The sequence below is a fragment of the Nocardioides zeae genome, assembly GCF_030818655.1.
Classification (GTDB): domain Bacteria; phylum Actinomycetota; class Actinomycetes; order Propionibacteriales; family Nocardioidaceae; genus Nocardioides; species Nocardioides zeae_A.
In genome coordinates, this window is record NZ_JAUTAN010000001.1 from 2,038,634 (window position 1) to 2,058,983 (window position 20,350).

Below are 20,350 nucleotides of genomic sequence, written 5' to 3' on the forward strand. Positions count from 1 at the left end.
CGCAGGCCTCACACCACGACCCGGGAGGGGTGGGGAACTACCCCACCCAGCCGCCGCGGCCCCAGCCGCCGCCCCAACGCCCGAAGGTCTCGCCGGCGCCGCCGGACCCCGACCCGCCGTACGGCGAGCGTGACGCACGGTCGCCGAGGTAGGACCCCACGACGGCGGCACCCAGGTCGTCGAGCTCGGGAGCGATGACCCGTCCGCCCGCACGCTTCGCCAGGGCGTCGAGGAACCGGGCCAGCCCGGGGTCCTCCCCCAGCCGGAAGAACGTCGTCTGCGCACCCATGCGGGTGGTCCCGTCCAGCTCGCTCACCGTGCGGGCGAGGGTGACGGGGTGCGGCGGGTACTCGAACCACACGTCGCCGCTCGACTCGAGGTGGGCCGTGGGCTCGCCGTCGGTGACGACGAGCAGCACCGGCTGCATCCCCGGGTGGCGGCGGAAGTGCCGCTGCGCGAGCAGCAGCCCGTGGTGGAGGTTCGTGCCCTTCTGCCAGATCGCGTCGAGCCCGGTCAGCTCCTCGATGGCGAGCGTCTCCGCCAGGCGGCCGAACCCGATGAGCTCGAGGCGGTCGCCGCGGAAGCGCGTCGAGATCAGCTGGTGCAGGGCGAGCGCCGTCCGCTTCATCGGCACCCACCGGCCGTCCATCGCCATCGAGAACGACGTGTCCACGAGCAGGGCCACCGCCGCCTGCGTGCGCTGCTCCGACTCGACGACCTCGACGTCGGCGATCTCCAGGCGCACGCCCCGCGCGCCCGGGGCACGGCCGCCCGAGGCGACCTCGCGGCGTACGGCGTTGAGGACCGTGCGGGGCAGGTCCCACGGCTCGGTGTCGCCGAAGGCCCACTCCCGCGTGCCGCCGGTGGCGTCGGCGGAGCCGCCGCCCGCCTGCAGCTCGCGCGCGCCCTGCCGGCCCGACAGCCGCTCGGCGGCGTCGCGGAGCAGGGCGCGACCGAGCTGGCGCATCGCCTTCGGGGACAGGCGCAGCTGGCCGTCGGAGCCGCGCTGCAGGTAGCCCGACGAGCGGAGCGCGCGCTCGATCTCCGACAGCGTGCGGGCGTCGACCGCCGCCTCGTCCCCGAGCTGGCGGGTCAGGGCGTCGAGGTCGATGTCGTCGAGACGCGCGCCGTTGTAGGACTGCTGCAGCTGCTCGGCCAGCGCGTCGAGCTCGGCGATGTCCTGGAGCACGCCGGTGCCGTCACCGAGCCCGAGCCCCTCGCCGTCGCCGAACTGCTCCGAGCCCGACCAGTCCTCCCCCGGCCGCAGGCCCTGGAGGTTGCCGTCGAGCCGCGCCAGCTGGTCCATGAGCGCCGGGGAGCCGAAGGCCTGCTGGGAGAGCTCCATGAGCTCCGCCCGCTGCTCCGGCGTCATCGAGTTCATCATCCGCTGCGCCGCGGCCGCCCGCTGCGCGAGCGCGTCGATGAGCTCGTCGACGTCGCGCGGCCCCTCCGGGAAGAAGTCGCCGTGCTTCGCCATGAACGCGGCGAAGTCCTCGGGGGTGTCCTCGCCGCGGGCGTGCTTCTCGAGCAGCTCGTTCAGGTCGGCCAGCATGGCGGCGATGGCCGCCCGGTCCTCCTCGGTCGCCCCCTCGAACGCCTGCTTCATGCCCGCGAAGCGCTGCTCGAGCAGCTCCCGGCCGAGCAGGTCCTTGATCTGCTCGAACGTCTCCCGGGCCTCCGAGGACGCCCACTCGTAGGACGACAGCTCGCTGACCGCCGCCGCCGGCGACGGGGGCAGGTTGTCGAGCTGCAGCTCGCGCAGGGCGCGGTCGCCGTCGTCCATGTCGACGTCGCGGGCCAGCTGTCCGCGCTCGGCGAGCACGGCCTGCTCGAGCAGCTCCTGCACCTCGCGGAGCGTGCCGTCGAGGTCGTGGCGGTCGAGCAGCTCGCGGCGGCGCTCGGCGATGCGCCGGGCCAGGTCGTCGAGGCCCCGGCGGTCGGCGTCACCGCGGCGCAGGTACTCCCGCATGGCGCGCTCCGGCGAGTAGCCCGCCATCACGTCCTCGCCGATCGCGTCGAGCGCCTCGGCCAGGTCGACGGGCGGGGCCAGCGGATCCCCGCCCTCGTAGCGCTGGTACCGGGATCCGCGGGCCATCAGTCGATGCCGTACGTCGTGACGCCGGTCGCGCTGTCCTTGCCGACCTTGCGGGCGAGGAAGAGACCCTCGAGCGCCAGCTCGACCGCCGCCGCCCGCGTGCCGGTCGTCGTCGCGCCCAAGCGGGCCGCGATCGCGTCGTACAGGTCGCCCTCGCCGCCCTGGTCCGGCGGCAGCGCCGGGAGGCCGTCGAGCAGCTCGGCCGCGCTGACCTGCTCGCCGGTCGTCACCGAGCCGCCCTCCTCGAGCGCCGCGACGAGCGAGGCGAGGTCGAGCCCGCGGAGGTGGCGCCGCACGGTCTCGGCGGTGGAGGTGCGGAGCAGGTGCTCGAGCACGGCGCGCTCGCGGCCCTCCTCGCCCGACTCGAACTCGACCTTGCCGCCGAGCACGTCGACCGCGGTCTCGAGGTCGACGACCCGGGCCACCGCCTCGTCCTCGCCCTGCCGCGTGGCGCGGTGGAGCGCCGCGGCGGCGATGGTCTCGGCGCCGGCGATCGCGAAGCGGGCCGAGACGCCCGAGCGCTGGTCGACCGACGACGACTCGCGCAGGGCGCGGGTGAAGCGGGCGAGCACCTCGAGCAGGTAGCCCGGTACCTCCGCGACCAGCTCCGCCTCCTGGCGCACCACGGCGATCTCGTCGTCGAGCTCGGTCGGGTAGTGCGTGCGGATCTCGGCGCCGAAGCGGTCCTTGAGCGGCGTGATGATGCGGCCGCGGTTGGTGTAGTCCTCCGGGTTGGCGGAGGCGACGACGAGCACGTCGAGGTCGAGGCGCACCACGTAGCCCCGGATCTGGACGTCGCGCTCCTCCATCACGTTGAGCATCGCGACCTGGATGCGCTCGGCGAGGTCGGGCAGCTCGTTGATCGCGACGATGCCGCGGTGGCTACGCGGGATGAGGCCGTAGTGGATCGTCTCGGGGTCGCCCAGCAGGCGGCCCTCGGCGACCTTCATCGGGTCGACGTCACCGATCAGGTCGGCGACCGAGGTGTCGGGGGTGGCGAGCTTCTCGGCGTACCGCTCGCTCCGGTGCACCCAGGTGATCGGCAGCGCGTCGCCGTGGGTCTCGACGAGGCGGGCGGAGGCCGCGGTGACGGGCGCCAGGGGGTCCTCCCCGAGCTCGGAGCCGGTGATGACCGGGGTCCACTCGTCGAGCAGCCCGACCAGCGTGCGGAGCAGGCGGGTCTTGCCCTGCCCGCGCTCGCCGAGGAGCACGATGTCGTGCCCGGCGATGAGGGCCCGCTCCAGCTGCGGCAGCACGGTGTCGTCGAGGCCGTGCAGTCCCGGCCACGGGTTCTCCCCCGCCGCCAGCAGCGCGAGCAGGTTCGCGCGGATCTCCGCCTTCACCGAGCGCGGCTGGTAGTCGGTCGCCCGCAGCTCCCCGAGGGTGGCGGCGGTGGGCGGGGCGGAGGTCGGTCGGGTCACGGTCACACGCTAGACCCGGGGGCAAGCACCCGGGAGGGCGCGACGGTACGCCGCGGCGCCAGCACCGTGCGCGGCGTCGGCGACGCCGGACCACGGGTGTCCGGGATCGCGCAGGCTGCGACGGCGGCGAGCACCATGCCGCCGGCGATGAGGGCGAAGCCCAGGACGTAGCCGCCCTCCGCGGGCAGCCCGCCGAGGCCGACGTGGGCGGTGACGACACCGGCCATGACGGCCGAGCCGATGGAGCCGCCGATCGTGCGGATGTTGGCGTTCATGCCCGAGGCGACGCCCGTCTGGGAGGCCGGCACGGAGGCGATCACGACGCCCGCCAGCGAGCCGAACACGAGCCCGTTGCCGACGCCCTGGAGGCTCGTGGCCGCGACGATCTGCCAGACCGCGTCGTGCCAGAGCGCGATGGCGGCGAAGGCGACGCCGGTCATGAGCGTGCCGCTGACGATGACGACGCGGGCGCCGAGGCGCTTGACGAGCGGCGCCGTGACGAAGCCGACGAGGAAGCTGGCGATGGCCGACGGCACCAGGATTTGCCCGGACTCGGAGATGCTCGCGCCGAAGCCGTAGCCCGCCGCCTCCGGCGTCTGCAGGAACTGGGGCAGGAAGCCGAAGCTGGAGAACATCCCGAAGCCGACGAAGCCGCCGACGAGGTTGGTCGTCCAGATGCCGCGGCGCCGCATCATCTGCATGTCGATCATCGGCACGCGGGCGCGGTTCTCGACGGCGACCCAGCCGACGGCCAGTACGACTGCGCCGGCGAGCAGCGAGAGCACGAGCGGCGAGGACCAGCCCCACTCGTTGCCGCGGCTGATGCCGAGCAGGAGGGCCACGAGCCAGGCGGCGAGGAGCACGGCCGGCGCCAGCGGCAGGCGCGAGCGCTCCGCGACCGGCGACTCGGGCACGAAGAGCGCGGTGGCGACGGCGGCGAGCCCGGTCGCGATCATCGGGAACCAGAACAGCCAGTGGTAGCTGAGCCCCTCCACGATCGGCCCCGCGACGACGATGCCGACCGCGAACCCGACGGAGGCGAGCGCCGCGATGATGCTGAGGGCGCTGGCGCGGTGCCGCTCGGGGAACTCGTCGCGGATGATGCCGAAGGCCAGCGGCAGCACGCCGCCGCCCGCACCCTGCAGCACGCGGGCCAGGATCAGCACCCAGATGTTGCCGGCGAGCGCGGCCACGAGCGAGCCCAGCGTCAGGGCCAGCATCGTGACGACGAGCATCTTCTGCTTGCCGACCACGTCGCCGACCCGGCCGAGCAGCGGCGTGCAGATGGACGCCGAGAGCAGGTAGGCCGTCAGCACCCAGGTCGCCGTCGACATGTCGGTGTCCATCTCGTCGGCGATGAGGCCGAGCACCGGCACCACCATCGACTGCAGCAGCGTGAACGAGGAGACCGCCACCGTCAGCACCGTGAACGTCACCGCCCAGTGCCCACGAACCGTCCTCCGCTGCTGCTCCGCCACCACGTCCTGGTCCTGCCCTTCGTCACGCCACAGTTGGTTGCTCTCGACAACCGTTGCCGTGGGCAACGATATTCCCCCGCACCAGGGCCGGACCACCACCGCGAGGTGACGGTCGACACCCGCCCCCTCCCCGTGTAACGCGGTGTCCGGGTCACTGTGCACGTGGTCGACCCCTTCCATAGTGACCCGGACACCGCGTTACAGCCCAGGACCACCCCCGCTACCGTCGGCCCGTGCAGCTCGAGCGCCCCTGTCCCTGCGGCCTCCCCGCGACGTACGACGCGTGCTGCGGCCGCCTCCACCGCGGCGCCGCCCCCGCGGCCACGGCCGAGGAGCTGATGCGGTCGCGCTACGCGGCTTACGCGGTCGGGGGCCGGGTCGGCGCCGACCACCTGTTCCGCACCTGGCACCCCCGCACCCGCCCCGCCGACACCACCCCCGACCCCGGCCTCACCTGGACGGGGCTGACCGTCGAGGCCACCGAGGCCGGCGGTCCGGAGGACACGACCGGCGTCGTCGTGTTCGCGGCGCGCTTCGTCGACGCGACCGGGCAGCCGGGCGTGCTCCGCGAGCGCAGCCGGTTCGCGCGCCGCGCCGGCCGCTGGGTGTACGTCGACGGCGACGTCGACGCCTGACCCCGAGGCCCGACCGGCCTCAGGCGTCGGCCCAGGTCTCCCCGACGACGACCGGCTGCGCCGTCCCACCCGTGAGGGCCGCGACCGTGGCCACGAGCGCGGCGACCTCCGCGGGCGGTACGGCGAGGTGCAGCGTCACCCCCGCGCCGTACTCGGCGTCGCGCACCCCGACGCCCCGCGCGCGCAGCTCGCTCTCGACCCGGCCCGCGTCGGCGTGGGCGACGTCGAGCGCCACCTCCGCCACCCGGGCCCGGGCGCGGAGGCCGACGCCGTCGAGGCCCGCCCGTGTCGCGTCGCCGTAGGCGCGCACCAGCCCCCCGGCGCCCAGCAGGACGCCGCCGAACCACCGGGTGACGACGACCACGACGTCGGCCACCTCGCGGCCGCGCAGCACCTCGAGGATGGGGGCACCCGCGGTGCCCGACGGCTCGCCGTCGTCGCTCGAGCGCTGCACCGCGCCCGGTGCTCCCCACGGACCGAGGGCGAACGCGGAGCAGTGGTGCCGCGCGTCGTGGTGCCGACGGCGCAGCTCGTCGACGACGGCCCGCGCCGCGGCCTCGTCCTCGACGCGCCGCACGGTCGCGAGGAACCGCGAGCGCCGCACCTCGATCTCGGCCGCGCCGTCGGTGGCCGGCACGAGGTAGCGGGTCACCGCTCCTCCTGCGTCCCGTCGTCGGTCCGCAGGGTCGTCATCGCGACCGTGTCGGCGTTGTCCCGCTCGACCGGCTTGAAGGTGACGGTGACCTCCTCGAACCCCTTGTGGCGCTGCGCCCGCGCGTAGGCGGTGTAGGCGCGCTTGTCGGCGTCGGTGAGGTCGACGTCGTCGGTGAACGGGGTGAGGAGCGCACGGGGGTAGAGGCGACGGGCCAGCACCACGTTCACCTCGATCGCGAGCACGACGACGATGGAGGCAACGTAGATGAGGCCCATGAGCCCGAGGACCAGCCCGAAGGTCTGGTTCATCGACGACGTGCGGCCCAGCACGTGGGTGACGTAGGCGGCGCCGGCGTACTGCAGCCCGTGCCAGGTCGCCGCCGCGAACAGGGCCCCCGGGAGGGCGGCGAGGAGGCTGTGGCTGCGCGCCGCGGACAGGCGGAAGAGCACGCTGAGCACGAGGCCGGTGGCCAGGATGGTCGCCACGCTGATGAGCAGCCGACCGACGCCGCCGAGAGCGCCGAACACCTCGGTGTTGTTGCCGATGACGGACACCGCCGTCACGGCCAGCACCGAGATGCCGCCGGCGGCCAGCAGCACGAGGCTCTTGAAGCGGAGGAGGAACGGGTTGGGACGGCTGTTGCGCGGCACGGCCCAGGCGATGTTCATCGCGTTCTGCAGCGCGAGGCCGAGACCCATGGAGCCGTAGAGCGCGGCGATCGAACCGAACACGATGGCCGAGACCGAGCCCTGGATGCCCTCGGGCCGGCCGAGCTGGTCCCCGACGATCGGGAAGTTGCTGAGCGCCGAGTTGAGCACCTCCGCCCGCAGGTCGGGCTGGTCCTGCAGCACGAAGCCGAGGATCGACGTCGCCAGGAGCAGGAGCGGGAAGATGCCGATGAACGCGTAGAACGAGATGATCGCCGCGAGGTAGGCGCCCTGGTCGTCGCCGTACTTGTAGATCGTCGCCAGGGGCATGGAGACGGGCGGGAAACGCCGCTGGAAGCGGTCGAGACCCCCCACGATGCCCACGCCGAGACCCTAGGGCACGGCGCCAGCACTCACCCCCAGAACCCCAGCACCTCGCCGCCGATGCGCACGACGAACGCGCTCACGATAGCGACGAAGAAGACGCGCACGAACCCGGCGCCCTTGCTCACCGCGGTGCGTGCACCGAGGTAGGCGCCGACGATGTTGGCGACACCGACGGCCAGGCCGACCCCCCACAGCACCGCGCCCTGGGGGATGAAGACGACGAGCGCCGCGACGTTGGTCGCCCAGTTCGCGAGGCGGGCGTTGGCCGACGCGGTGAGGAAGTCGTAGCCGACGAGTCCGACGAGGGCCAGCACGAAGAACGAGCCGGTGCCCGGCCCGAGCGCCCCGTCGTAGAAACCCACGAGCAGCCCCGTGACGACCGCCGCGACGAGGTGGCCCCGCCGCTCCCACCGCAGCCGCGTCTCCGAGCCCAGGTCGGGCCGGAACAGCACGTAGGCGCCCACCCCGACGAGCACCACCAGGATGATCGGCTGGAAGGCCTCCTTCGGGATGAAGGACGCGACGGCCGCGCCCCCCATCGACCCCAGGAACGCCATCAGCATGAGCGGCCCGAACGTCGCCGGGTCGGGCCGCACCCGCCGGTAGTACGTCGCCGCGCTGACCGTCACCCCGAGCGCGGAGGCCAGCTTGTTGGTCGCCAGCACCTGCACGGGCGTCGCGCCCGGGAGCGCGAGGAGCAGGCTGGGCAGCTGCACGAGCCCACCGCCGCCGACCACCGCGTCGACGTACCCGGCGACGAACCCGGCGACGACCAGCAGGGCGAGGACCTGACCGGAGACGCCGAGGTCGATCACCGGCCGCGCACGCGCCGGTGCAGCACGTCGGGCGAGAAGCCCTTGTCGAGCGCCCAGAGCACCGCCTGGCTACGACGGTTGACCTCCGCCTTGCGGTAGGCGTGCCGGAGGTAGGTCTTCACCGAGTTGATGCTCACGTGGAGCAGCTCGGCGATCTCCTGGTTGCTGTGACCCACCGCGAGCAAGGCCATCACCTCGGACTCGCGCTCGGTGAGGCCGTCCGCCCGGCCGGGCCAGTCGCGCGCGCCCTCGACCCCGGCGCCGTTGTCGACCGAGGGAGCCGCCGTGTGGCCGATGTCGGGGGTGCCGCCGCGGTGGATGTCCTCGAGGGCCGCCACCAGCCGGGCGGCGGAGAGCGTCTTCGACAGGCACGCCACGGCGCCCCAGTCGAGCGCACGCTGCCACACGTCGGGCTCGCTCTCCCAGGTGTAGGCCACGACGGGGGTCCCGGCCGGCGCCACGTCCTCGACCCGCACGTTGTCCATCGACTGCGCGAACGTGTCGAAGAGGACGAGGTCGGCGTGGTCGCTCACCGGGATGTTGGCGGCGATCTCGACGACGCGCACCTGCGCGGCGTACGGCGCGAGCATGCGCGTCAGGCCGGCGACGACGACCTCGTAGTCGTTGACGAGCGCGAGCCGGAGCGGGCCGCGCATCAGGCGCCCGCCAGCTGCGCGAGGAGGTCCTGCCGGGTCACGACGCCGACGGGCTTGCCGTCCTCGTGGACGAGCAGGGCGTCGGCCCCCTCGAGCAGGGTGACGGCGTCGCTCGCAGCGGCGGACGAGCCGATGGTGGGGAGGGCGGGCGACATGTGGTCCTCCACGCGGTCGGTGAGGCGCGCACGCCCCGTGAAGAGGGCGTCGAGCAGGTCGCGCTCGGAGACCGAGCCGGCCACCTCGGCCGCCACCACGGGCGGCTCGGCGCGCACGACGGGCATCTGGCTCACGCCGTACTCCTGCAGGATGTGGACCGCCTCGGCGATCGTCTCGCTGGGGTGCGTGTGCACCAGGTCGGGCAGCTGTCCGCTCTTGCCGCGCAGCACGTCCCCCACCGTCCGGTCGGAGCTGGGGGCGAGGAAGCCGTACTGGCCGAGCCACTCGTCGTTGAACACCTTCGTGAGGTACCCACGACCCGAGTCCGGTAGCAGCACGACGATGACGGCGTCGCGGCCCTCCGGCGTGCCCTCGAGCTCGGCCGCCACCTGGGCGGCCGCGAAGGCGGCCATGCCGCTGGAGCCGCCGACGAGCAGCGCCTCCTCGCGGGCCATGCGACGGGTGAACGCGAACGAGTCGGCGTCGGAGACCTCGATGACGCGGTCGGCGACGGAGCGGTCGTAGGTCTCGGGCCAGAAGTCCTCGCCCACGCCCTCGACCAGGTACGGCCGGCCCGTGCCGCCCGAGTAGACCGAGCCGGCCGGGTCGGCGCCGATGACCTGGACGTCCCGGCCCCCACGTTCGGCGGAGCGCTCCTTGAGGTAGCGGCCGACGCCGCTGATCGTGCCGCCGGTGCCCATCCCGGTCACGAAGTGCGTGATGCGGCCCTCGGTCTGCCGCCAGATCTCGGGACCGGTCGTCTCGTAGTGCGAGCGCGGGTTGTGCTGGTTGGCGTACTGGTTCGGCTTCCAGGCGCCCGGCTGCGAGGACAGGCGGTCGGAGACGTTGTAGTAGGAGTCCGGGTGCTCCGGCGCGACCGCGGTGGGGCAGACGACCACCTCCGCGCCGTACGCCCGGAGCACGTTGCGCTTGTCCTCGCTGACCTTGTCGGGGCAGACGAAGACGCACTTGTAGCCGCGCTGCTGGGCGACCATCGCGAGCCCGACGCCGGTGTTGCCCGACGTGGGCTCGACGATCGTGCCGCCGGGCTGCAGCTCCCCCGACGCCTCGGCGGCGTCGATCATGCGGGTCGCGATGCGGTCCTTCACGGACCCGCCGGGGTTGAGGTACTCCACCTTCGCGAGCACCACCGGGCCCTCGCCGGGGACCGCCGGCGGGCGGTCCAGCACCCGGGAGAGCTGCACCAACGGGGTGTCGCCCACGAGGTCGAGGACAGAGGTCACGAACTCCATGGGTGCAATCTACTGTCGCCGGGTCCGTAGAGTGGCGGGGTGGGGAAAGCAGCAGCAGCCAGGAAGCTCGCGGCCGCCGCTGCCTACGGGGGCGGTGGGCTCTCCGTGGTGGGCGCGGGGCTCTACGGACTCCTGCGCGCCGAGGCGACGATCGCGCGCAAGACCATCGGGGAACCACGGCAGGACCCCCCTCCCGACGCGACCGGCTGGTATGGCCGCGGACGCCCCGGACCGGCCTTCAAGGTGGTGCTGCTGGGCGACTCGCTCGCGGCGGGGTACGGCGTGGAGCGGGTCGAGCAGACGCCGGGCGCACTCCTGGCCTCGGGCCTGGCGCAGCACGCCGACCGGCGGGTCTACCTGCGCAAGCTGGCCGTGGTCGGCGCGCAGTCGAGCGGGCTCGCGCCCCAGGTCGACCGGGCGCTGCCCATCGAGCCGGACGTCGCGGTCATCGTGATCGGCGGCAACGACGTGACCCACATGGCCAAGCCGTCCGACTCGGTGCAGCACCTCGCGGAGGCCGTGCGCCGCTTCCGGGCCGCCGGCTGCGAGGTCGTGGTCGGCACCTGTCCCGACCTCGGCACCATCAAGCCGATCCCCCCGCCGCTCAAGCAGATCGCCCGCTCCTGGTCGCGCCGGCTCGCGGCCGCCCAGACGATCGCGACCGTCGAGGAGGAGGGGCGCTCCGTCTCGCTGGGCTCCGTGCTCGGGCCGGAGTTCGCCGCCGCCCCGGCGCTGCTGTTCGGCCCCGACCAGTTCCACCCGTCGGCGGACGGCTACCAGCAGATGGCGGCGCTCATGCTGCCCTCGCTGCTCGCCAGCCTGGGCCAGGAGCCGGACGACGAGCGCCTGCCCGAGGCCTTCCGCGGCGAGCGCGTGCTGCCGATCGCGCAGGCCGCGATCGAGGCCGTCCGCACGCCCGGCACCGAGCTGGGCGGCACGGAGGTCGCGGGCAACCGCCGCGGCACCCGCGGGCGCTGGGTAGAGCTGCGCCACCGCCGCCGCCGCGCCGACGGCCCGACCGACGGCCCCGACGACCGCGAGCACGACCCCGTCTCCGTCGAGGGGCCGGCCGCGGGCGCCTAGGTTTCGCGCGCCGAGTTGGGTCGTACGCCGCGGCGTACGCGTCGAGTTGGGTCGTGCGGCGCGGCATACGCGTCGAGTTGGGTCGTACGGCGCGGCGTACGCGTCGAGTTGGGTCGTACGGCGCGGCGTACGCGCCGAGTTGTCTTGTACGCCGCGGCGTACGCGTCGAGGTGGGTCGTGCGGCACGGCATACGCGTCGAGTTGGGTCGTACGCCGCGGCATATGCGTCGAGTTGGCTCGTATGCCGCGGCGTACGCGCCGAGTTGTCTTGTACGCCGCGGTGCGCGCGTCGAGTTGGGAGTTGTGCGCCATCCGGGCCGGGCGGGCGGTCGGCCCCCGGGCGAGGAGAATGCGCGCAGCCGACGGGCCGGACAAAGAAAACGCGGACGGGACGGGCCCGGCAATCCGCGTTTTCCTTCTCCACTGCGGGGAGGCGTCCGCGTTTTCTTGCGAGCGTCGCAGGCTGGGGGGCCGACAACCGGGGCCCTGCTCGGTGCCCGTTCCGCCGCGGCGTACATGACAACTCGACGCGCCGACCGCGCCGTACATCCCAACTCGACACACCCGCCGCGGCATACATGACAACTCGGCGCGCCCACCGCGCCGTACATCCCAACTCGACACACCCGCCGCGGCATACATGACAACTCGACGCATCTGCCGCGCCGTACGACCCAACTCGACGCATCTGCCGCGCCGTACGACCCAACTCGACGCACCCCACCAGGACGCGCCGACGGCGCCGACCCCGAGGGGGTCGACGCCGTCGTGGTGCTGCGGTGGGTCAGTCCTGGCTGAAGATCGCCAGGAGGCGGAGCAGGTTCGTGTAGATCCAGACCAGGCTCACCGTCATGGCGAACGCCGCACGCCACGACTCGCGCTCGTCGATGCCGAAGCGGATGCCCTGCTCGACGTAGTCGAAGTCGAGGATCAGCATGAAGACACCGAGCACGAGGCCGGCGACGGCGAACAGGATGCCGAGGCCACCGAAGCCGAACAGGCCGAGCTCCGCACCGAAGGCGGAGAGCAGCAGCTCCATCAGGCCGAGGCCGAGCATGCCGAACATCGCCGCGACGACGAACTTCCGGAACTTGTCGCCGACCTGGATGTTGAGGACCTTGTAGGCCGCCAGCGTGCCCGCGAAGGCCGCGAACGTGCCGATCACCGCGCCGGTGACGACGCCGCCACCCGCGAAGCTGTCGAACACCTTGCTGATCGCGCCCATCGCGACGCCCTCGGCGACGGCGAAGACGAGCACGAGTGCGGGGCTGACCACGCGCTTGAACGAGTTGACCAGCGACAGGCCGAAGGCCGCGATGCTGCCGACGAAGGCGAGCATCATCGCGCGGGACGCGCCGACGTCGGTCGCCACGTCACCGATCACGATCCAGGTCGCGAGGGCGCTGAGGATGACCACGCCGAGCGTGATCGCGGCGCTCTGCACGACCGAGTCGATGGTCATGCGGCGCGTGGGCGTCGAACCAGGGCCCGTGGCGCGGGACATGTCCCACGTCGACGGGTCACCGTTGCCGTACTGCCCCTGGTCGTAGCCGTAGCCGGCGCCGCCGGCGTACGTCTGCTGACCGTGGGCGTTGGCGGCCGACCCGTTGAACTCGGCCGATCGCCTGAACACCGGGTTGTTGCTCTGCATGGGGAGTCACTCCTTCATAGGGGCTCGTGCCTAGGACAACGCACGAGTCGTCCCCGTCGTTCCCGATCCTCCGGACGACAACGGGGTGGTGCAGGCCTCAGCCGCCCGACTTCGCGCTGCGACGCACGCTCAGGTAGCCGAGGAGGACGAAGACGGCCGTCAGGCCGCCCAGGACGAACAGGTCGAGCACCCACTGGTCGACGTCGCCGGCCCAGAGCGTGTCGCGCTGCTCGCCGTCGAGCAGGGTGCCCTCGGTCGTCTCCTTCGCGCGGTTGAGGTCGACGGTGGACGCCGCCGCGGCGTACCCCCACCGCGCGGGCGCGAGCCACGACAGCTGCTCGAGGATCGCGCGGCCGTTGACCGCGATGATCGCGCCCGAGAAGACCAGCTGCGTCATGACGACACCGATCACGGCCGGCATGCCCTGCTCCGAGCTCGACAGGAGCCCGGAGATGGCGAGGCCGAGGATCGCCACGGACGCGCACGTCATGCCGACGGCGATCGCGATCTCGAACCAACCCAGCCCGACGACGCCCCCGTCGTCCGGGCCGGGCAGCCCCACGGTCCCGACGAAGGCCGTGATCACGCCCTGGCCGAAGCAGAGGACGCCGTAGACGCTCACCTTGCTCAGGAGGTACGTGCCGGGTGAGAGCCCGACGGCGTACTCCCGTTGGAACACCGCCTTCTCGTTGACCAGCGCCCAGATGGTCATCACCGCGCCGATAAGCGCGGCCGCCACGATGAGGACCGTCAGGCGTTGCGTCACCTCCGCCGGGTCGTAGACCCCGCGGTCGGCGTCCGCCGTGGCGTCGAGGCCGAAGCCGCCGTCCCCCACCGCGAGCCGGCTCAGCGCGCCGATGATGGGCGGCGTCAGCAGCAGCATCGCGAGCAGCATCTTGTCGGACGCGATGACGGACAGCGTGCGCTTGACCAGGGTCGCGAACTGCCGCGCGAACGACTGGCGCGGCGGGGCCGGCAGCGGGGCGTTGGCGAGCGCCGGCATCGCGCCCGTCCCGGCCCGCCCGCCGGGCGGCGGCGGGATGCGGCGCCAGAGGTCCGGCTCGTCGAGGAGGTCGAACACCTGCGGGTAGTCGGAGCAGCCGAAGTGCGGCAGCACCCCGCTCGGCGGGCCGAAGTAGGCCACCCGGCCTCCGGGCGCGAGGACCAGCACGTTGTCGCACACGTCGAGCGCGAGGACGGAGTGCGTCACCACGACGACGACGCGTCCCTCGTCGGCGAGCCCGCGCAGCAGGTGCATGACGTCGCGGTCCAGGCCCGGGTCGAGGCCCGAGGTGGGCTCGTCGAGGAAGAGCAGCGGGGGCGCGGTCAGCAGCTCGGTGGCGATGGAGACGCGCTTCTTCTGCCCGCCGGAGAGCTGGGTGCCGATCCGGTTGTCGACCTGCCGCTGCAGCTGCATCTGCGCCACCACGTGGTCGACCCGCTGGGCCCGCTCCTCCTTCGTCGTGTCGGGCGGCAGCCGGAGTCGCGCCGCGTACCCGAGGCCCTGCCGCACCGTCAGCTGCGGGTGCTGGATGTCCTGCTGCGGCACCAGCCCGATCTGGTGGCGCAGCTGGTCGTAGTGGGTGTAGAGGTCGTGGCCCTGCCAGATGACGTTGCCGTACGTCGCGGGGCGCGTGCCCGTCAGCGCACCGAGCGTCGTCGACTTGCCCGAGCCCGAGGGCCCGATGACCGCGGTCAGCGACGCGGGGCCGAGCTCGATCGAGACGTTGTCGAGGAGACGCCGACCGCCCTTGACCACCGTCGTGAGGTTCTCGACGACGAGCGTGCGGTCGGAGGTCGAGTTGCGGGCGAGGAGGTTGTCGCCGGTGAAGGTGAAGGTCTGGTTGCCGAGGATGACCTCGTCACCGGGGTGCAGCAGCACGCCGCCCTCGAGGCGCCGACCGTTGACGAAGGTGCCGTTGAAGGCGCCGAGGTCGCGGAGCACGATGCCGGCGGGGGCGACCTCGACCTGGACGTGGCGCCGCGACACCAGCGGGTCGTCGATGACGATGTCGCAGGCGTGGTTGCGGCCGATCACCAGCGGCTGCCCCCTCCGGGGACCACGCGGGAGCAGGGGCTGGCCGTGAGCCAGCTGACCGGGGGCCGTGCGGGCGGCGCGCGCGCCGCCGGGCGCGGGCGCGTTCGCGGCCATGGTGCGGTCGGCCGGGGGCGGCAGGTCGAGGCCGGGCCGGGGCGGGCCCGCCGGACCCGCCGGACCCGCTGGACCCGGCGGCCCACCCGGCCCACCCGGCCCACCCGGCCGCTGCGCGACCGGAGGTCCCGTGGGCGGCGCCGGCCGCGCCGTCATGGGCGCCGTCATCGGCGGCGGCCCCGCGGGTCCACCGGGCCGGGGCGCGGCGCCGGGGACCGGCGCCACCTGCACCTGCACGGCCACGCCCCGGTTGCCGCCCACCATCACGGGGAGCGGCTCGCCGGGCGCCAGCGGGATGGACGCGATGCGCTGACCGTCGACGAGCGTGCCGTTGGTGCTGCCGAGGTCCGTCAACCACCACGAGGCACCGTCGTGGTGGAGCTCGCAGTGGTGGCGCGAGATGTCGCCGTGCGCGAGCACGAGGCTGGAGGCCTGGTCGCGCCCGATCGTCACGACGGTCCCGGGTGCGAAGGAGCGGAACTCACCCCCGACCCCGAGCCGCAGGGTCGGACCACCTGCTCCAGCCGTCAACGTGACCAGTCCCCTCTGAGCGCCGGAGCCCCGACGAACCGGCGCGGGACAGGTGCAACTGCCTCGACGCGGCTCAGGGGGCGGTGTCGGACGACACGCTAGTCCACGCCGGACCGCCGTGGGCGCGGGCACGTGCCCACCCGTCGAAGGTCGCCACGATCTCCGCGGCGGCGCGTCCGCCCGCGGACGCCGTCACCACGAGGTCCGGGGTCGTCCAGCCCTGGTCGTCGAGCTCCCCGTGCGCCGGGCGCACGGCGTGGTCGGCTGCTGCCAGCATGCCCGCGTCGAGCCACGAGTCACCCGCCGCGGCCACCGCACCGGCGCCGACCCGGCGGGCGACCTCGGCGACGGCCGCCTCCTTGGTGAGGCCCGGCGGGATCACGTAGACCTTGCGGCCCTGGACCGACACGACCCACCCGAGGGACCGAGCGGCGCCGTGCACCTCGTCGTACCAGCCCGCCGGTGTCTCCGCCGGCTCGACCACGGCGTAGCAGAACCGCTCCTCCGCGTCGCGCACCTTCCGGACCCACGGCTGGTCCCAGACCCGCGCGAGCACGCGCAGCGCCTCGGCGAAGGACGCACCGTCGGCGCAGCGACGGCGCACCTCGGCGTCCCAGTCGCCGCAGGGGCGGCCGTCGACCAGCACGACCGCACCGTTCGTGGTGACGGCGTGCTCGACCCGCACCCCGGGCAGCACGATCCGGCCGTACTGCTCCTGCGTCCGCGTCGTCACCGGCACGAACGGCACGGTCGCGGAGAGCTCGGCCAGCGCCGCGAGCGCGGCGGGGTCGATGAAGCTCGTCGGCGCGTCGGCGTAGATCTCGACGCAGACCGGGTCGGCCACCGCGCGCCCCAACCGCATCGCGGCGGCCGAGTAGATGAGCGTCCGGTCGAGGTCGGAGGCGACCAGCAGCGGGGCGCTCACGAGCCGTCCTGCTCGGTCGGTCGGATGATCCCGACGCAGCTGTAGGGCAGCGACGGGTCCTCCACCACCGGTACGCCGCGGTCCGCCGCCAGCAGCCGCACGTGCCGCAGGTCCTGCTCCCGTCCGGGGGCCACCACGACCCGCCACGGCACGCGGCGCAGCAGCACCCGGGTCGTCTCCCCCACGCCGGGCTTCACCAGGTTGACGCTGGGGAGCCCGAGCTCGACCTGCAGCTTCTCGGCGGACGCCCACCCGGACCACGTCGGCGTGCGGTCCGTGCGCTGCAGCCGCGCGGCGTCGGCCACCGCCTCCGCCTCGACGTCGTCGAAGCGGGCGCTGACGGCGTCCAGGTACGCCGCGGAGACGTCCTCGTCGGCCAGCTCGGCGTAGAACTTGGCGCCGTGCAGCTCGTGCGGGCCGATCAGCTCGTCGTTGAGCACCGTGCGGGAGACGAGTCCCGAGACGGTGCTGTTGAGGCAGGCCGACGGGATGAGGAAGTCGTCGCGGGTGCCGTGCAGGGGCACGCACTCCCCCGGGTCCGCGAGCACCGCGAGGTCGGCGGAGAAGCCGGCGCCGACGCCCGCCCCGGGCTCGCCGAGGCGCAGCACGTCGTTGGCGCCGCCCGCGCCCTCGATCGCGGCCACGAGCTCGCGCGCGATGGCGCCCTTGCCCGTCCAGCCGTCGACGACGAGCACGCGGGCCGGGTCGTAGCGGTCGGCGATCCAGCGCAGCGCCACGAGGTCGATGCCCCGGTCGCGCACGATCGAGACGGCGTGGTGCGGCCAGTCCCAGCCCTGTCGCGCCGCCCAGCGGCGCATGAGGATGCCGATCGGGGTGCCGGCCCGGGCCAGGGACACGAGCACGAGGTCGTCACGGCCCCGCTCGCGGCGCGCGAGCTCGCTCACGGTCACCACGGCCGCCGCGACGCGGTCCGCCACGGCGACGACCTGCTCGTCGTAGAGCTCCCGGTACGCCGCGTCCGGCCGGTACTCCGTCGGCAGCGACTCCGCGTAGTGCGCCTCCCCCGACTGGATGCGCCGCTCGCGCTCCTCACGGTCGCCCTCGAGCCGCACGTGGGAGAGGTCCTGCAGCAGCCAGGCCACCTCGTCCGGGGCGTAGGAGCCGAAGGCCGGACCGCGCAGCGGACGGGCGCCGGGCGGGTCGACCGGCAGCACCACCGGCAGCACGTGCGGGGCGTGGGGTGCCAGCGCGGCGAGCATCCCGGCGGGGGCGGTCAGCGGCGCGGTCGCCGTCGGGCGGTCGAGCACGACGACGATCGCCGCCCAGTCCCGGGCGGCCACGTTGTAGGCGAAGCGGTCGGCCTCGCCGTACCCGTCCGCGTCGCGGTCGTGCGCGAGGAAGCGCACGCCGGAGCGCACGGCGTACCCCGGCACGTCCCGCACCTGGACGGGGCTGCGCGTCGTCGTGGAGAAGTACGTCGCGCGTCCGGCCTGCCGCAGCGCGGCGGCCACGGCGAGCGGCGCGTACATCAGCTCCTCGGTGCCGAGCACCAGCACGTCGCCGGCGGCGTCCACGCCCGCGGCGTCGAGGCGCTCCGCGACGCGGGCGGCCACCGCGGCGGCCGCGTCGGCGAGGGGGCCCTCGTCGGACGGCGCGAACCCGTGGCGGCCCGACGTCCGCACCCCGACCGGCCACGCGTCGCCCGGGTCGGCGCCGGGCACGAGCTCGCCCGACCCGTGGGCACGGACCGCGACGTCCTCCTCCGGCTCCGGGGCGGCGGCGGCCTCCGGGACCCGCACCTCGCCTTCCGCCAGGGCCACGACCGAGATCCGCGTGCCCAGCTCGTCGGCGACCTCCGCGATGTGGCGGCGGTCGGCCTCGCGGCGGGCGTCGACGAGCGCGGCCACGACGTACTCCGCCCGCGGCGCGTGCGCGTGCAGCGCGCGGATCGTGGCCAGGGCGGTGCGGCCGGTGCTGAGCTCGTCGTCGACGAGCACGGCGGGGCCGGGCGTCGCCAGCAGCGCGGGGTCCTCCGCCAGCACGAGGTGCGTCGTGGCGTGGGAGTGGGACTCCTCGAACCCGAGGACGCTCGACACCCCCGGTACGGCGCGGCGCGTCGAGTGCACCGACGGGAGCCGCAGGGCCCGGCCCACGAGGTGACCGAGGGCGGTCGCGGTCTCGGCATAGCCCAGGACGACCCCGTCGCCGGTCTCGACCTCGGCCAGGGCGGCGTCGGTCGCGGCGACGAGACCGTCGAGGTCGGCCACGTGCCCCTCCGCGCCGACGGCCAGCGCCGCCCGCAGCCGGTCGGCCACGTCGGCGCTGCCCTCCGCCCCGAGGCGACCGAGGTGCTCGGCGACGCGGAGCCCCAGCAGGTGGCCGGCCGCCTGCACCAGGCGCGGATCCGTCGGCACGTGCTTGGCCAGCACGGTCGAGACGAGCAGGTGCGGACGCTTCGGGTTCACCCGGAGCGCGAGCCCGACGAGGTCGGCGAGCGCCAGCGGCGCCCGCCCCGGGGCGTCCTCGAGCTCGATGCCGAGCCGCTCCGCGACCCAGGCACCGTTCCAGCCGCTCACAGGCACAGCCCTGCCTCGAGCAGGTCGACGAAGGTGACGTCCTCCGCCGCGACGCCGAACGCGCGGGCACGCAGGAGCGTCGCCTCCGCCCAGGCGAGGTGGGGGGCCGCCTCGTTCATCTTGTTGCCGTACTGCGACGCGGCCACGCCGCCGCCCCGCCGCGCCCGGACGATGTCGAGCGCGTCGGTGTGGTCCTCGCGGGTCACGACGCTCAGCGCGTGCACGGCCGCGACGTGGGTCGGGTGGATGACGGTCTTGCCGAGCAGCCCGTTGGCGTGGTCGAGCGCGACCTCGCGGATGAGCCCGTCGAGGCCCCGCCGGATCAGCCGCCGGCGGAGCACCTGCTCGGCGGGAGCCGTGAACGGCGTCTCGCGGAGCTGGGGCTTGAACATGCGCTCGCCGTTCTCGAAGTGCTCCCAGACGGGCCCCGTGACGACGAACCCCGTGCCGTCGCGGCGGCCCATCACGTTGACGATGTCACCGATCACCGAGGCGATGGGCGCGACGTCGTACACCGTGATGTCCGCCGGCCGGCGCAGGCCCAGCATCGAGGACAGGTCGGTCGCCCCGATCCGCACCGCGAGGACCGGCGCCTCGTGGCGGTGCAGGAGGTCGCGGGCCGCCAGCAGCGCCTCGAGGCGCGTCTCGAGGCGGAAGACCTCGGGCGACTCGATGACGGGCATGACCCACAGGCGGTGGTCGAGCCGTGCGGAGGCGGCGACGATCGCGTCCAGGTACGGCGCCGAGGCCGCGGTGAACTTGGGCACCACGAAGCCGTCGAGGTGGCGGGCCAGGTCGCCGAGGCCGTCGACGACCCGCTCCACCTGCTCCGGCTCGCGCACCCGCACGAACACGAGGGGACGCGGTGCGCCGGACTCGATCGACGCCGTCAGCTGGTGGACGAGGTTCTTCTCGGCGAACGCGACGTCCGCGTCGGCGATGGCGTCCTCGAGGCACAGCACCGAGCAGGCGACCCCGCGCTCCCGCGCCTTGCGCAGGTCGACGTCGATGGCGGGGCGGGTCGCCGGCGTGTAGAGCGTCGCGCCGAGCGCGACCGCGAGCAGGTCGCGGTCGCCCGAGCGGTCGAACTCCTCCGGCTCGACGCTGAACAACCCTTCCCGCTGGCTCGGGTCGAGGTGGTCGAAGTGGCGCACGTGCCCTCCCTTGAGCGCAGGAGGAAACGCTTCCCCGCAGCGTGCAGGGCAGGATACGGGTGGCGCGGAAACGCGTGATGACGCACGGATGACCATCGGAGGCGTCAGGGCGCGCTCTC

The 20,350-nt window shown here is 73.9% G+C and carries 15 protein-coding genes; 2 read left to right on the top strand and 13 right to left on the bottom strand.

What is annotated here, in order from left to right:
- Positions 1-37: 37 nt before the first annotated feature.
- From QE405_RS09680 to QE405_RS09690, 3 genes are read right to left on the bottom strand one after another with little or no spacing between them, the layout of a single operon-like run.
- Complete coding sequence (locus tag QE405_RS09680; protein ID WP_307200131.1) at positions 38-2,095, bottom strand: vWA domain-containing protein; 2,058 nt, start codon at positions 2,093-2,095, stop codon at positions 38-40.
- Complete coding sequence (locus tag QE405_RS09685) at positions 2,095-3,516, bottom strand: sigma 54-interacting transcriptional regulator (protein WP_307200133.1); 1,422 nt, start codon at positions 3,514-3,516, stop codon at positions 2,095-2,097. The genes QE405_RS09680 and QE405_RS09685 overlap by 1 nt, the downstream gene beginning before the upstream one ends.
- A 2-nt stretch (positions 3,517-3,518) precedes the next feature.
- Positions 3,519-4,997: an MFS transporter gene (locus QE405_RS09690; RefSeq protein WP_307200135.1), complete on the bottom strand. Its 1,479-nt coding sequence runs from the start codon at positions 4,995-4,997 to the stop codon at positions 3,519-3,521.
- Between the two features lie 230 nt (positions 4,998-5,227).
- On the opposite strand from QE405_RS09690, the gene QE405_RS09695 reads away from it, so the two are divergent.
- Complete coding sequence (locus tag QE405_RS09695) at positions 5,228-5,629, top strand: YchJ family protein (RefSeq protein WP_307200137.1); 402 nt, start codon at positions 5,228-5,230, stop codon at positions 5,627-5,629.
- A 19-nt stretch (positions 5,630-5,648) separates the two neighbouring features.
- Here the strand turns inward: QE405_RS09695 and QE405_RS09700 are convergent, their stop codons facing one another.
- The 5 genes from QE405_RS09700 to QE405_RS09720 are packed head-to-tail and all read right to left on the bottom strand — an operon-like array spanning position 5,649 to position 10,198.
- On the bottom strand, positions 5,649-6,281 hold the full coding sequence (locus tag QE405_RS09700; RefSeq protein WP_307200139.1) for an IMPACT family protein: 633 nt from the start codon (positions 6,279-6,281) through the stop codon (positions 5,649-5,651).
- Positions 6,278-7,315, bottom strand: coding sequence for a YihY/virulence factor BrkB family protein (locus QE405_RS09705; protein ID WP_307200141.1), 1,038 nt, complete (start codon positions 7,313-7,315; stop codon positions 6,278-6,280). The genes QE405_RS09700 and QE405_RS09705 overlap by 4 nt, the downstream gene beginning before the upstream one ends.
- A 29-nt stretch (positions 7,316-7,344) precedes the next feature.
- Positions 7,345-8,133, bottom strand: coding sequence for a TSUP family transporter (locus QE405_RS09710; protein WP_307200143.1), 789 nt, complete (start codon positions 8,131-8,133; stop codon positions 7,345-7,347).
- Entirely contained in the window at positions 8,130-8,789 is a 660-nt protein-coding gene (locus tag QE405_RS09715; RefSeq protein ID WP_307200145.1) for a response regulator transcription factor, read from the bottom strand. Before QE405_RS09715 ends, QE405_RS09710 begins: the two co-directional genes overlap by 4 nt.
- Entirely contained in the window at positions 8,789-10,198 is a 1,410-nt protein-coding gene (locus QE405_RS09720) for a cystathionine beta-synthase (RefSeq protein ID WP_307200147.1), read from the bottom strand. The genes QE405_RS09715 and QE405_RS09720 overlap by 1 nt, the downstream gene beginning before the upstream one ends.
- A gap of 39 nt (positions 10,199-10,237) precedes the next feature.
- Between QE405_RS09720 and QE405_RS09725 the strand changes: the two genes are divergently transcribed.
- Positions 10,238-11,281 (top strand): SGNH/GDSL hydrolase family protein, encoded by a 1,044-nt coding sequence (locus QE405_RS09725; RefSeq protein ID WP_307200149.1) that lies wholly within the window; start codon positions 10,238-10,240, stop codon positions 11,279-11,281.
- Positions 11,282-12,065: 784 nt separating this feature from the next.
- Here QE405_RS09725 and QE405_RS09730 read toward each other — a convergent pair.
- The 5 genes from QE405_RS09730 to QE405_RS09750 form a co-directional block, all read right to left on the bottom strand.
- Positions 12,066-12,932, bottom strand: coding sequence for a Bax inhibitor-1/YccA family protein (locus QE405_RS09730; protein ID WP_307200151.1), 867 nt, complete (start codon positions 12,930-12,932; stop codon positions 12,066-12,068).
- A 97-nt stretch (positions 12,933-13,029) separates the two neighbouring features.
- Positions 13,030-15,615 (bottom strand): FHA domain-containing protein, encoded by a 2,586-nt coding sequence (locus QE405_RS09735; RefSeq protein WP_307200152.1) that lies wholly within the window; start codon positions 15,613-15,615, stop codon positions 13,030-13,032.
- Positions 15,616-15,688: 73 nt separating this feature from the next.
- Positions 15,689-16,540 carry an HAD family hydrolase gene (locus QE405_RS09740; RefSeq protein ID WP_307200155.1) on the bottom strand — a complete coding sequence of 284 codons (852 nt, stop codon included), beginning with the start codon at positions 16,538-16,540 and terminating at the stop codon, positions 15,689-15,691.
- Positions 16,537-19,077 carry a phosphoribosyltransferase gene (locus tag QE405_RS09745; RefSeq protein ID WP_307200156.1) on the bottom strand — a complete coding sequence of 847 codons (2,541 nt, stop codon included), beginning with the start codon at positions 19,075-19,077 and terminating at the stop codon, positions 16,537-16,539. The genes QE405_RS09740 and QE405_RS09745 overlap by 4 nt, the downstream gene beginning before the upstream one ends.
- Positions 19,074-20,231, bottom strand: a complete 1,158-nt coding sequence (locus QE405_RS09750) for an HpcH/HpaI aldolase/citrate lyase family protein (protein WP_307200159.1) — start codon at positions 20,229-20,231, stop codon at positions 19,074-19,076. Before QE405_RS09750 ends, QE405_RS09745 begins: the two co-directional genes overlap by 4 nt.
- Between the last annotated feature and the right edge of the window lie 119 nt (positions 20,232-20,350).